Here is a 13041-nt window from a genome sequence, read left to right as displayed (position 1 = left end):
AGCTCCGCACGACTGGAGCTGGGGATCAGCATGCGTCCCTGCTGAGCCCCACCGCGCCGCTCAACCCGGCGGTGCGCTGGCGTCCGGCGCGGCGCTGCTCTGCTGCTCGGAGCCCGACGGCTCCTGGCCACCCGCGGCCTCCGGCCTGCCCCGGTCCGGCACCGCGTTGTCCGGGTAGCGCTTGCGGTACTCGGCCAGGAATGCCGACAACGTCTGGGCCTTGGTGGCGCGGGCCGCGATGGCGCGGAAGCCCGGGGTCTGGGTCGGGTTGGCGCCGGTGAGCAGCGCGAAGGTGCGCGCGTCCGGGCTCGCCGCCATGGCTTCCGAGAACTTCGCCTTCAGCCGCTCCAGGCCGATCGCCTCGCCCGCGAGATCGTATGCGATCGCGGCGCGCACGGCATCGGAGCGCGCCGTCTCGTCCAGGGGCTGGCCCGACCGCCAGGCCTCACCGAGGAGCCCCTCGTGCGCTTCGCCGGCCTCGCGCCACCGGCGGGCACCCCAGTAGATGTCCGCGCGCAGCCGCTCCATGTCGGGGCCGCTCTCGCCCTCGATCGTCTCCAGCGCGAGATCGGTGCGGCTGAGATCCGAGAGGGCGCGGGCACGGACCAGGCCGCGGGCGCGCTTCAGCTCGCGCGGGAGTTCCGGAAGGTCGGTGGCATCGAGGACCTGCAGCGCCTGCATGGGCTTGTCGTCCATCAGCCGCACCGTGGCGAGCCGCGCCGCGACGGCCGAGCGGGCCGGTCCGGTCAGCCGGTTGTCGATTTGGTACTTGAGGAGGTCGGCGGCCGCGTCCAGAAGGTCGAGCTCGACCAAGCGGTCGGCCAGCCGCCGCACCACCTCGTCGCCGCGTCGCCCGATCGGGCTCATCTCGCGGAAGTCGAAGAAGAGCGCGACGGCGTCGACACCCGAGAGGCTGTCGCCCCTCTCGGTAAGATACAGGCTCTCGAAGGCGGCCTGCGCGTCGCGCGAGAGGGCCTCCGAGGCGGGCGCATTCGGCGCGAGCACGTTCGCCCGGCGCACCGCCGTGAAGGCGTCGCGCCAGCGTCCGGCTGCGAGATAGAGGCGCGCGAGGCCGACCGTGATGCCGTCGTCGATCGGGCCGCGATGCCAAGTCAGGCCGAGGCGTTCCAGCCGCTCGATCGCGGCCTCGGGCGTGAGCTTGCCCGCCGCCCGGGCCAGGAGCGCGCCCCGCAGGCTCGCCTCGGCGGAGACCGGGCGCAATGCGGCGCCCTCCAGGCGGGCATAGGCGTCGAGCGCCGCCTCGGTCTGGCCGGTGGCTTCGGCGACGCGGGCGCGGACCAGGGCCAGCCGGTCGCGGATCCAGGGCTGCAGATCGCGCACATCCTCCGCACGGGCCGCCGCGGTCTCGGCATCGCCGGTCTCGATCGCCGATTCCGCCGCCGCGGCGCGGATCTGCTGGACGAGATCGGCAGGGTAGCCCGCGGCGAGCGGCAGGACCTTGAGGAAGCCGTTCTCGGCGGTCTTCCAGTCTCCCGATCCGGCCGCCGCCATGGCCCGCCACAGGGCGGCCTCGGGATCATCGGCGAGCGTCGGCAGGCTCAGCGCCTTCAGCGCCTCCGCGTTCCGCCCGATCCGGACGAGCGCGATGCCGCGCAGGACAGCGGTATCGCGCTGGGCGGCGAGGAGCGGATCGTCGGTCGCGGCCGTCTCGAGAGCCGCAAGGCCTTCGAGATCGAGACCGTTGGCGAGTTCGGCGCGCGCGAGCGCGAGGCGGGCGGGGCCGCGCTCCGAGGGCGTCGCGGCGGCGGCCGCGTTGGCCAATCCGCGCAGGGTCTGGCGCACGTTCCCGGCCTGCGCCCGCTCCCAGGCCTCCCGCGCGATGGCGAGCGTCCCCGCCTCGGCGAGAACCGGATCGACCTTCCGGGCGGTCGCGGAGGCGGCGAGGCCGCCTTCCCGTCCGATCGTCACGGCATCGAGTTCGGACCGCACCGCGAGGTCGTCGGCCCCGGCGAGCACCGCCAGCCCGTGCCGGCTCGGCAGGATCTCGAAATCGACGAAGCGGCGGTTCTTCGGATTGCCGACGGGCCGCTGTGCCGCGGAGGTGACCACCGCGATGCGCTCGCCGTCGAGATCGAGCCATGTCGCCGAGCCGGGCCGCGGCAGGCCGAGCGAGACGGTGACGCGGCCCGAGGCGTTGGGCTGGCGAACGGGATCGATGCTGTCGCTCGGGCTCAGCGTATCGCCCGCCGACAGCTCCCAGGCGAGACCTTTCCCCGTGGTGACGACGTTGAGGTCGACCAGACGCCCCTGCGGCACGGAGAAACGCAGCACCGTGAGCGGGCCCATCCGTGACGGCGCGCCCAGCGGGACCAGCCCCTGGGTGCTCGCCGGTACGGTAATCGGCTCAGGCGCCTCGAACGCCAGGGTGGCGATGCCGCCGCGTTCGAACAGGACCGCCGGCGGCAGGGACTGGAACGGAAAGACGAGACCGGTCCCCGCTTGGCGCCGGGGAGGCGCTTCGGCGGACGCGCTCGGGACCGCCGGCGCCTCGGTGCGTCTCGGCGTCGCCGCCGGGGGACCCGGCAGAGATGCGGCGGGACCCGGCGGAGCCGCGGCGGCCGGCCCGGGAACCTCGACGGCCGTCTTGGCCGGCTCGGGTGGCTTGCGCCGGACCACGTCGAGGATGAATGCCCCGTCGTCCCGATCCGTGCTGATTGTGGACCCGTCCTCGGGCGTGACCAGAAGGCTGGCCGAAGTCGCATCGGTCTCGGTCGCCAGCTTGGCGATCCCGGGCCGCGGACGTCCGCGGATCTCGCCGGGATCGATGGTCCAGGCTCCGACGACCCGCAGGCGCGTCACCGGACCCTCGCTGGTCACGGTCGTGACGGCATCCGCCGGGACGCGCATCGACAGGCGCGTCAGCGTCGGAAGCCGGGCGAGTTCGACGGACAGGGGCCTGCGCACCGGTTCGGGTATGCGCGCCCTGAGCGCCTCCTCGGCCGCCCTGGCCCGCCGCGCGAGCTCGGCGATGACCTCCGGCGGCAGCGGCGGCGGAAGGCCCGACCAGCCCTCCGGCAGCAGATCGACGAACACGCGCTCGCCAGCCGACTGCACGTTGACCCGATAGGGCCTCTGCAGGGCGACCCGCAGGCCGGTCCCATCGGGATCGCGCCGGACGCTGGACACGTATGCCGGCATCTCGTCGGCCAGATGTTCGGGCCCCTGCGCGACGCGCTCGCCATAGCCGACCAGCAGAACGCCGCCCGCGAGCTTGGCCTTGACCGAAACAGGCTTGTCGAAACTGAGCACGATCCGGCCATAGCCGCCGGAGCCGGTACCGGTCTCGGTGCCCTTGGCCCCGATCAGTCTGGCGGCCAGCGATGGATCCACCGAGGCCAGAAGGGCGAGCGCGGACAGCGCCATGCGCAGGAGCCGCATGACGAACCCTCGACCGATCCAGGGGCGCCCGCCCTCCGATCCCATTGCCTCGCCGATCCGATCCCGGCGCGCGGCACCGGCGGGGCCGCAGCGCGCGGCGCCACATCACGGCGCGATCCTGCAGCCGCCCGGCTAACGCTGCCTTAACCGTATCGGGAAAATCCGCCGGAGCGCCGCATCGGCCGCCGCGGTCTCTTCAGGGGCGCTGCAGGCGAGCCCGGAATGCGGGCTCGCCGATCCTCAGCCGCTCAGGGCGACAGCGCGGTCGAAGGCCTGGGAGAAGCCTTCGAGGGGAACCGTGATGGCGGCGGGATCGGCGCTTCCCGATTTCTGGCCGGTCACGATCAGCTTCTTGGCGGTCCGCATGCCGTCGAGGGCGAGCGACGGGAAGCTGATCGGCACGAAGCAGCCGTCCTGGCTGCAGGCCGTGTAGGGTGCACCCTTGCCGAGGGCCTGCTCGTCGAGCTTGAACGTCACGCCCGGTTCGATGGCGAGGCCGAATGGCATCAGCACGATGCCCTCAGACCGACCGTTCGCCGGCGTCTGGAGCTCGAAACCGAACTTGCGGCGCCCGGTCTGCGAGTCGCCCTGCGATTGCGCCACGATGCAGATCGCCTTCTCGCCGGGCCGCGTGCAGGTCATCGTCCAGTCTCCGTAGCTCTCGCTGACGGAGCTGGCACCCGTGGGCCAAGCGGCATGGGCCGGCGCTGCCGCTTGCGCCACAGCGGGTGCAGCGGTCTCGGCCGGAATGGACTTGGCCGGGGCCGACTTGGCCGCCGGCTTCGGCACGGGCTTGGGACGCGGCTTGGGACGGGCCTGCGCCGGTGCGTCGGCGGGCGGAGCCGACTCCGGCTCGGCATCCTGAGCACGCAGCGACAGGGTCGAGCCGGCCAGGGCCAGCGTCGCGAACAGGCTGACGCGCACCAGCGCGCGATGTGTCGACATGGAATCACGATCCCCCGTGGCCAGAGAGCGGCAGTGCCGCCTAATGCCCAAGCCGGGGGGACGCAATCGCCGAGGCACCCACGATGCGCGGCCGTGACGCTGTCAGAGCGGGTTCGGGCCGCCGACGGCGCGGGCCAGGGCACAGCGCCGGGCGAAGGCGGTCTCACTGCCGCTGCGGACGGCACGGGCGAGGGCAAAAACGAGGGTGAGGAAGCCGGGATCGCGGTCGGCGGACTCGGTGGCCGGACCGGGAATCCGAGAGGTGATGAGCGCGAGCATGACGGTCTCCGAAATCGAGATCTCGAGCGCTTCCGCGAACCCCACTTCTCGAGCCGTCTTGGCGGCCTTGCTGCATCGCAATATGAGACCCGCAGCTGACGCCTGCCATCTGATCAGACGCGCATGACGCATGCACCGAAATCATGCCGCGTTCTGAAATCATGAGAAGAAGCTTAACATTTCCTCGGGCGGTTCCCGGCGCGGCATCCCCTCTGACGGGCCCGCACCGCCGTGGGTCTACAGGTCGAATTCCGACCACGAGCCGAGGCCGCAGCGCGGTTGACCGTCGGCGGCTGAGCCGCCATTGAGCGCGCTTCCGGCGACTCGGCCCCAGGACCGTATCGGCGCCGCCTGCGCGGGCCTGTCGCCGCACTGTCACATGCGCGCCATAACCCGCCCGCCAGCCAGACCCCGCGGATTCACGATCTGTCCGCCCGACCGAGGACTTCCCGCATGACCGACCAGCCGACCCGTCACCCGATCCACGGCCGGATCACCGGCCCCATCGTGATGATCGGCTTCGGCTCGATCGGCCGCGGCACCCTGCCGCTCATCGAGCGGCACTTCGACTACGACCGCGCGCGCTTCACGGTGATCGACCCGGTCGACACCCACCGGGCGCTGGCCGAGAAGCACGGCCTGCGCTTCGAGACGGTTGCGCTGACCCAGGAGAACTACCGCGCCGTTCTGACCCCGCTCCTCACCGAGGGCGGCGGCCAGGGCTTCTGCGTCAATCTCTCGGTCGACACCTCGTCGCGCGCCATTATGGAGCTCTGCCGCGAGCTCGGCGCCCTCTATATCGACACCGTGGCCGAGCCCTGGCCGGGCTTCTATTTCGACAAGTCCAAGAGCCAGGGCGACCGGACCAACTACGCGCTCCGCCAGGACATTCTCGATGCCCGCGCCCAGAAGCCCGGCGGGACGACCGCGGTCTCCTGCTGCGGCGCCAATCCCGGCATGGTCTCGTGGTTCGTCAAGCAGGCGCTCCTGAACATCGCGCAGGATACCGGCCTGCAGCGGCCGGAGCCCAGGACCAAGGCCGAGTGGGCCGGCCTGATGAAGGATCTGGGCGTCAAAGGCGTCCACATCGCCGAGCGGGACACTCAACGCGCCAAGACCCCGAAGCCGCGCGGCGTCTTCGTCAACACCTGGTCGGTCGAGGGCTTCGTCTCGGAGGGCAACCAGCCGGCCGAGCTCGGCTGGGGAACGCACGAGACGTGGAAGCCCGCCAATGCCCGCGAGCAGGAGAAGGGCTCGCGCTGCGCGATCTACCTGCTGCAGCCGGGCGCCGACACGCGGGTGCGCACCTGGGTGCCCACCGCGGGCGCGCAGTTCGGCTTCCTGGTGACCCACAACGAAGCCGTCTCGATCGCCGACTACTACACGGTGCGCGACGGCGAGACGCCGGTGTTCCGGCCGACCTGCCACTACGCCTACCACCCGGCCGACGATGCGGTTCTGTCGCTCCACGAGATGTTCGGCAACGCCGCCAAGGTGCAGGAGCAGCACCACATCCTCGACGAGACCGAGATCGTCGACGGGATCGACGAGCTCGGCGTGCTCGTCTACGGCCACAAGAAGAACGCCTACTGGTACGGCTCGCAGCTCTCCATCGAGGAGACCCGCCGGATCGCACCGTACCAGAACGCCACGGGCCTGCAGGTGACCTCGGCGGTGCTGGCCGGCATGGTCTGGGCTTTAGAGAACCCGGAGGCGGGCATCGTCGAGGCGGACGAGATGGATTTCCGCCGCTGCCTGGAGGTTCAGAGCCCGTATCTCGGCCCGGTCGTGGGCGTCTACACCGACTGGACGCCGCTGACCGACCGCCCCGGCCTGTTCCCGGAGGACATCGACACCCGCGATCCCTGGCAGTTCCGCAACGTGCTGGTTCACGGCTGAGGACAGGCGCGGAACACCTCCGCGAGGGCCACGATGCGCGGACCAACAACCATCCCGTCTTCCCGGGGCCGCACAGCGGAGCCCGGGACCCAGAGCCGCCGAGGCGACTCGTTTTGGAAGCCGCGGTGCCTCTGGATTCCGGCACCCCGGAAAGACGACGCGGGGAGCAACCCGAACGGGCGCGCCTACTCGGCCTGACGCCGGGTCACTAGGATGCGGCCCGGCTCGACCTCGGCGGCATCCTGGCACGGCGGCACGATCGCCCGCAGCCAGCCGCGGATCTCGCGGCCGCCGGCGTTCTACGCGACGACGGCGCGGGTGAGATAAGCCCGCAGGTTCACCGGCCCGAGATTGTACCCGACGAGACCGCCCACCGCGATCTGCCCCGCGGACGGTAGCCGCCCGCGCGCGTCGAAAGATCGGCGGGACTGGAAGACGCCGGACGAAACTACGCGCCGCCGACGACGACGACGCGATCGGCCCGGTAGGTTGCCCCCTCAACCGGATTGGCCACCCAGCGGCACCGGCCGATCCACAGGTCGTGACCCGCGTGGAAATGGCCGGAGATCCATAGGTCCGGCCGTTCGCAATCGGCGAGGTCGTCGAGCGCCGTGGAGGCGTAGAAGGCCGGCACCCACCACGGGACCCCGGGCTCGGGCCGGAACCGATCGGCCGCCAGGGGGCTCGCCGGGTGATGGGTCACGACCACGGTCGGGCCGTCATGGCCGATCCGGAGCGCCGCGTGCAGAGCTGCCCGCTCGATCCGGTGGGCCGCCATCGCGTCTGCCGGCTGCCAGGGGGTGCCGTCGGCCTTGCGGATGGAGCCAAGATATTCCCGGGAGCCGGTGACCGGATCGGTCATGCGCGCGGCCGCGTAAGCCACCGGATCCTCGGGGCGATGGGGCGCATCGGGGCTGAGCCAGCGCCCGGCCAGGGTCCAGTCGCTCCACAAAGTGGTGCCGATGAAGCGCATGCCGTCGATGACGCAGCTCTGCGCGTTCTGAAGCAGGTGGATGCGCGCGCCGAGCCCGTTCACCCGGGCGACCTCCACCTCCAGGGCCGCCAGCAGCTCGGGCGCCGTGCGCGGGTCGCCGGTCGGGGCGTAGCGTTCGTGGTTGCCCGGCACCAGCACGATCGGCCGGCCCTGCGCGAGGTGCAGAAGCGCCGCGAGGCCCCGCTCGGGGTGGCCTTCGTGGAGGTCGCCCGGACAGGCCAGGATGTCGAAGGGCTCGGCCGGCGGCGCGATCAGGTCGAGCCGCCGCCGCTCCAGGTGCAGGTCGGAGATCGGGAAGATGCGCATGGGTGTCGTCATCCGGCGGCCCGGCGCTCGGCCGCCGCGGCCCGGAGGATGTCGGCGGCGGAATCCGCGTTGAGGATCGCGATCCCGGCCGCGGCGACGAGATCCGGCCAGGGCGAAGGGTGGAGGGCGGTCACCAGCCCGGCCGCGATGATCGCGAGGTTGGCGAAGGCGTCGTTGCGGGCCGAAAGATAGGCCGCCCGGGTCAGGCTGCCCGCGCCGGTGCGGTGCCGGGCCAGCATCAGCGCGCAGGCGAGGTTCACCGCCAGCGCCCCGAGGCCGGTGAGGGTCAGCGGCAGCGCCGCGGGAGCCACGAAGTCGGTAGACTTCGCGTAGGCCGCCCAGGCGCCCGCGAGCGCCGGCAGCAGCAGGATGCCCGCCATCGCGGTGCCGAGCCGCGCACGGTTGCGCGCGCTCCAGCCCAGGCCCGCGACGATCAGCAGGTTGATCGCCGCATCCTCCAGGAAGTCGAGGCTGTCGGCGATCAGCGCCACCGAGCCGATGGCGAGCGCCACGGCGATCTCGATGCCGAAATAGCCGAGATTGAGCGCCGCCACGCGGGCGACGATCGGACGGAGGGAGGGCGGCTCGGCCCGTTGCACATCTTCGGCGATCACGGCGCGCGTCTTCGCCGACGGCCGCCCGCCTGTCGAGGCCTGTTGAGAAATCTGCGCCCGCAGCTCAAGAAAGTTCGAGGCTCTTGCGCCTTTGTCCGGGTGGATTCGGCGGCGCGATCGTGCGAGGCGGATTGCAGAGGCCGGCCGCACCACACGGGCGACCGGACGGAACTGGAGGCCTGCCGAGCCATGCTGCCCGAATTGCGCGTGCTCTATTTCGAGGATCTCGAGGTCGGGCTGTCGGAGACTCTGTCGAAGACCATCGCCTCATCGGACGTGGTGGGATTTGCCGAGATCACCGGCGACCGCAACCCGATCCATCTCTCCGAGCACTTCGCGGCGCGCACGCCCTTCGGCACGCGTATCGCCCACGGCCTGTACACGGCGGGGTTGATCTCGGCGGTTCTCGGCACGCGCCTGCCGGGACCGGGGGCCGTCTACATCTCGCAGACCCTGAACTTCCGCGCGCCGGTGCGCATCGGCGACGTCGTCGAGGTCACCGTCACGGTCGCCGAGCTGATGCCCGAGCGGCGACGCGCGCGGCTCGCCTGCCGCTGCGCGGTGGCGGGCGAGACCGTCCTCGACGGCGAGGCGCTGGTGAAGGTGCCGACCAAGGCCGAGGCCGACCCGCTCGCGAGCCGGACCGAGCGCGCGCAGGGCTGAGGTGGCGGCGACCGCGACGGTCCCGGAGACGATCGCCGATCCGGGCGACCCGCGCCTCGACGCCTACGCACGGATGCGCGAGCGCGACCTCGTCGGCCGCGCCGGTCGCTTCATCGCCGAGGGCGAGGTGACCCTGCGCCTGCTCCTCGGCCGACGGAGCCGCTTCTGCGCGGAATCGATCCTGCTCGCGCCGGAGCGCTGGCCGGGACTGGCTGACGCCGTCGCCGCCTGCCCGGAACCGCCGCCGGTCTACTGTGCCGCCAAGGCCGTGATGAGCGCCGTCACGGGCTTTCCGATTCACCGCGGGGTGCTGGCAATCGGCCTGCGCGGGGCAGAGCCCGACGCGGCTACGATCGTGCCGCCGCCACCGGCTCCGGCCCTCGTGCTCGGCCTCTCGGGTCTGACCAACCACGACAATGTCGGATCCGCCTTCCGCAACGCCGCCGCGTTCGGGGCCGACGCGGTGCTCCTCGATGCGGGCAGCTGCGATCCGCTCTACCGCAAAAGCATCCGCGTCTCGGCCGGCGCGGCGCTGATCCAGCCTTTCGCACGCCTACAGGCAGGACGGGACTGGCTGGAGGTTGCGGACGCCCTCGGGCTCCAGGCGCTGGCGCTGAGCCCCGGCGCAGCCGAAACGCTCGAGGACGGCGCCGTACCGGCTCGGGCGCTCCTGATCCTCGGCACGGAAGGCCCGGGACTCGACGCGGCGACGCTCGCCCGGGCGCGCCCGATCCGAATCCCGATGATGGCCGGCTTCGACTCGCTCAACGTCGCCACCGCTGCGGGGATATCCCTGCACGCAATCGCCCGCGCCCAGGGTCGGCTCGACCGCGCGAAACGGGGTGCGAGGCCTCCATCAGGGATTGCCGCAGGGTCGGTCGGCACGCCGGCCGGGCCAGACCACCCGACAGATCCGCGTCTCGACCGCGAGATTGCCCAATCCTTCCGACCAAAGCTGCCGAATGATCTCTGAACAATCAATAGGATTTATGTTTTCGGCGAAAGACCGCTCGGCCTCACCGTCTCGGCCCTCTCGTCGTCCTATGTCCGTGGTGACGAGTCCAACCTGAACCGCAAGCGGAGGCCCTACCATCTGATCAATTGACGACGAAGTACGAAGCCACCAGGAACTTGGAGTTCTTCGGGCTGATCATCAACCTGACGAACAACCGCTACGCGACCTTCGGACGTTGGCGGAGACGGCGTCGGGTAACCTTCCGATCAACGATCCGCAGACCACGACCCTGGCGCAGCCGCGCCCGATCTATACCGGCCTGACCTACAGGTTCGGGGCCAATCCGGTACCGATGGTGCCGCAACCGACCATCCGGAAAGACTGACGCCGGACCGCGCGAGCGGAGACTGAGGCGCCGCGGACGCTGCAATTACTTTTTTTGTCGGGTCCGAATGCACGGGATGACGAGGTGCAGCGGAGTCCGGTGGCGGGATTCTTCCCTGCCGCCGCCCCATCGGCCACCGATCGACGGAGATCGATGTCTGGCCGAGGAAGCGCCCGACGTTTCTCGCGCAGTCGGAGGCGGGCTGCGGACAATCCAGTGCACCGCCTTGAGAGGGCGGCAACTTAATTCCCCCAAAACAATACGTAGATTTTTGGATTCGGCTTGGTCCAAGGATTTGTCTTTGCTACGGCGGACTAGACGTCGTTTTGAGCAAGGAATTTGAGAATGATGCGTACCATCACGGCCGCCGGCGCCGCTTTGATCGCGGCTCTGGCCTTCGTCGGGACTGCGGACGACGCGCGTGCCGGCTGCCACCGCTGCGGCCCGGTGTCGCCCGGCTACCGCGTCAGGACCGTGAATCAGGTCTCGAACCGGACGCAGTATCGGGACGTTCAGCGCACGCACTATGTTCAGAAGACGCGCCCCATCTACAACATCACGCGTGTCCGCCCGATCGTGCGCGTCCATACCGTCACGCGCGTCCATCATCATACGGTGCCGGTGATCCGCAACGTCAACGTGTACAGTGTGCAGCGGCTACCGGCACAGTACATCCAGACCAACAGCGTGCAGAACTACTATCACGGCTGCGGCTGCAACTGAGCCCAGCCTTTATCGGCGGCCTCGCGTCGCCGTGTCCGCGGCCGGCCGCTCAATCGCGGCTGGCCGTTTTCGCGCCCGGATTGAGGCACGCCTTCGGGCAGACGGGAGCGCGACCGAGGAAACGCCCCAGCGCCCCCTGCGTCCGCGCCGCGCACAGCTTGCCCAGGAAATCCTTGTCCTCGTCGCCGAAATCCGGGATCCGGCAGGACGCGACCATCGTGTGCTCGGCCTGCGCCCAGAGGGTCGAGACCGCAGCGGCCGTTCCCGGACGCTTCAGCGCTGCCCAGGCGGCCGGGTCGTTCTCGGCCGTCTCGATGTAGAGCGCGACGAAGCTCATCAGCGCCGCCAATCCATCCCGATGGTGCCGCTGGACGTCCGGATCGCGCCGATCCTTGAGCGCGATCGCGGTGTCGAGGTCGTGCGTGTAGGCGTTGAGTTCGTCGAGCAGGTAGCGGAAGTCGGCCGCCGACGTCGCGCCTTTCGGGCGCAGATACGTGTCCACGAACAGGCTGGATCGGAACTGCCGTGCGATCCGGCCCGGCGCGAACAGAGCCGCGTCCTCGGCCGGCCGCTGGACTGCCCCGCCACCGACGAGCGGGTAGGCGTCGCCGTCCTCGGTGATCAGGTGCACCGATTCGTGCACCGCCGTCGGCAAGCCGTACTGGGCATCGTCGCAATCGAGCCACGTGCGGAAGAACGCCTTGTCCTTGACGGTCCGGAACACGGCGTAGCCGTTCGTAGAAGCGGCTTTCAGAACATCGATGGCCTGGGCCCGGCAGTCGCCGGCAATTGCCGGTCCGACGCTCAGAGACGTCGCGGCCTGCAGGACGAACCCGCACAGGACGGCTCGAACGGTCTTGCGCATCGGCCCGCATCCTCGGAGATGCGGATCCTGTGGTCGGCAGGGTTAAAGAACGGTTCCGGTACTCTTTCCGACAACATCGACCGGTATCGGTCTTACTGTCGACGCATTCAGCCCGCTCTCAATCTTGAAATGGCCGAGCTTGCCTGTCCCGCCGGGGACCGACCGGCTCACACTGATCCGTACGGCCGACCGGTGGACGCGTGCGCGTAGACCCTTCGGCCCCCGAGACATGGGAAGTCCGGAACCATGCTGTTGAACGTTGCGAATGCCGGTGCCGGCGAAACGGACGAGCGCGCGCGGTTCCCCGGTGGCGCCGAGCAACTCAGCCGCCGATCGTTCCTGGTCGGCTCAGCGCTCGGCATCGGCGCGCTCGGGCTCGGCGGTTGCGGGACCTCCGACAGCCTGTTCCTCGCCGAGGCGCGGAACACCTACGGGCCGATGCCCGGCGAGAAATTCCCGATCCCGGCGGTCGATATCAGCAAGGTCGATCCGAAATACTATCGCCGGACCGTCAGCTACGCGACCAAGGAAGCGCCCGGCACGATCATCGTCGATCCGGCCAATTACTACGTCTACCGGGTGGAGGGCGACGGAGCCGCCACTCGGTACGGCGCCAATGTCGGCCGCCAGGGATTCCTGTGGAACGGGGACGCCTATGTCGGCCGCAAGTCCGAATGGGCGACCTGGACGCCCCCAGCAGAGATGATCCGGCGCCAGCCGGAGGCTGCGAAATACGCCCGCGGCATGCCGGGCGGGCTCGACAACCCGCTCGGCGCCCGGACCCTCCACCTGTACCAGAACGGCGCCTACACGCTGTACACGATCTACGCCAGCAGCGACGCCGAATCGATCGGGACGGGCATCACCAGCGGCTGCGTCGGCCTGCTCAGCCAGGACATGATCCATCTCTACGCTCGCACGCCGGTCAAGACGAAGGTCGTCGTCCTGCCCGCGTAGGAGGGCGGATCCGGCCGCCGAGAACAGGCTCCGGCCGGCTTCAGGGCCGGGTTTGCC

Annotated in this window: 11 protein-coding genes and 1 pseudogene; 6 read left to right on the top strand and 6 right to left on the bottom strand. The window is 70.4% G+C overall.

Features of this window, described 5'->3' with window-relative positions:
• Nucleotides 1–60: 60 nt before the first annotated feature.
• The 3 genes from JOE48_RS19775 to JOE48_RS19765 all read right to left on the bottom strand — a co-directional run bounded on the left by JOE48_RS19775 (nucleotide 61) and on the right by JOE48_RS19765 (nucleotide 4623).
• A complete protein-coding gene (locus JOE48_RS19775; RefSeq protein ID WP_245252888.1) occupies nucleotides 61–3399 on the bottom strand; it encodes a hypothetical protein in 3339 nt (1112 codons plus the stop codon).
• A gap of 240 nt (nucleotides 3400–3639) precedes the next feature.
• Entirely contained in the window at nucleotides 3640–4344 is a 705-nt protein-coding gene (locus JOE48_RS19770) for an invasion associated locus B family protein (protein WP_210032320.1), read from the bottom strand.
• Nucleotides 4345–4446: 102 nt separating this feature from the next.
• Complete coding sequence (locus JOE48_RS19765) at nucleotides 4447–4623, bottom strand: hypothetical protein (RefSeq protein WP_210032319.1); 177 nt, start codon at nucleotides 4621–4623, stop codon at nucleotides 4447–4449.
• 453 nt (nucleotides 4624–5076) lie between these two features.
• Between JOE48_RS19765 and JOE48_RS19760 the strand changes: the two genes are divergently transcribed.
• Nucleotides 5077–6522 carry a homospermidine synthase gene (locus tag JOE48_RS19760; protein WP_210032318.1) on the top strand — a complete coding sequence of 482 codons (1446 nt, stop codon included), beginning with the start codon at nucleotides 5077–5079 and terminating at the stop codon, nucleotides 6520–6522.
• 448 nt (nucleotides 6523–6970) lie between these two features.
• Here JOE48_RS19760 and JOE48_RS19755 read toward each other — a convergent pair whose 3' ends face one another.
• Both JOE48_RS19755 and JOE48_RS19750 read right to left on the bottom strand, forming a co-directional pair.
• On the bottom strand, nucleotides 6971–7822 hold the full coding sequence (locus tag JOE48_RS19755) for a metallophosphoesterase (protein WP_210032317.1): 852 nt from the start codon (nucleotides 7820–7822) through the stop codon (nucleotides 6971–6973).
• An 8-nt stretch (nucleotides 7823–7830) separates the two neighbouring features.
• Nucleotides 7831–8436, bottom strand: a complete 606-nt coding sequence (locus tag JOE48_RS19750) for a cation transporter (protein WP_210032316.1) — start codon at nucleotides 8434–8436, stop codon at nucleotides 7831–7833.
• A gap of 189 nt (nucleotides 8437–8625) precedes the next feature.
• On the opposite strand from JOE48_RS19750, the gene croR reads away from it, so the two are divergent.
• The 4 genes and pseudogenes from croR to JOE48_RS19730 all read left to right on the top strand — a co-directional run bounded on the left by croR (nucleotide 8626) and on the right by JOE48_RS19730 (nucleotide 11162).
• A complete protein-coding gene (croR, locus tag JOE48_RS19745; RefSeq protein ID WP_192706403.1) occupies nucleotides 8626–9099 on the top strand; it encodes a 3-hydroxybutyryl-CoA dehydratase in 474 nt (157 codons plus the stop codon).
• 73 nt (nucleotides 9100–9172) lie between these two features.
• A pseudogene (locus JOE48_RS19740) lies at nucleotides 9173–9910 on the top strand (TrmH family RNA methyltransferase); the annotation flags it as partial.
• Between the two features lie 379 nt (nucleotides 9911–10289).
• Nucleotides 10290–10439 carry a hypothetical protein gene (locus tag JOE48_RS30410; RefSeq protein ID WP_245252887.1) on the top strand — a complete coding sequence of 50 codons (150 nt, stop codon included), beginning with the start codon at nucleotides 10290–10292 and terminating at the stop codon, nucleotides 10437–10439.
• Between the two features lie 345 nt (nucleotides 10440–10784).
• The gene (locus JOE48_RS19730) at nucleotides 10785–11162 is read left to right on the top strand and encodes a hypothetical protein (RefSeq protein WP_210032315.1); all 378 of its coding nucleotides are present in this window, start codon (nucleotides 10785–10787) and stop codon (nucleotides 11160–11162) included.
• Between the two features lie 49 nt (nucleotides 11163–11211).
• Here the strand turns inward: JOE48_RS19730 and JOE48_RS19725 are convergent, their stop codons facing one another.
• Nucleotides 11212–12027, bottom strand: a complete 816-nt coding sequence (locus JOE48_RS19725; RefSeq protein ID WP_210032314.1) for a hypothetical protein — start codon at nucleotides 12025–12027, stop codon at nucleotides 11212–11214.
• Nucleotides 12028–12273: 246 nt separating this feature from the next.
• On the opposite strand from JOE48_RS19725, the gene JOE48_RS19720 reads away from it, so the two are divergent.
• Complete coding sequence (locus JOE48_RS19720; protein ID WP_210032313.1) at nucleotides 12274–12984, top strand: L,D-transpeptidase; 711 nt, start codon at nucleotides 12274–12276, stop codon at nucleotides 12982–12984.
• Nucleotides 12985–13041: the final 57 nt, after the last annotated feature.

Origin of the sequence: Methylobacterium sp. PvR107 (assembly GCF_017833295.1) — a bacterium.
Lineage (GTDB): Bacteria > Pseudomonadota > Alphaproteobacteria > Rhizobiales > Beijerinckiaceae > Methylobacterium.
The sequence above is the reverse complement of the archived record's forward strand: the minus strand, read 5'-3'. Positions and strand labels throughout refer to the sequence as shown.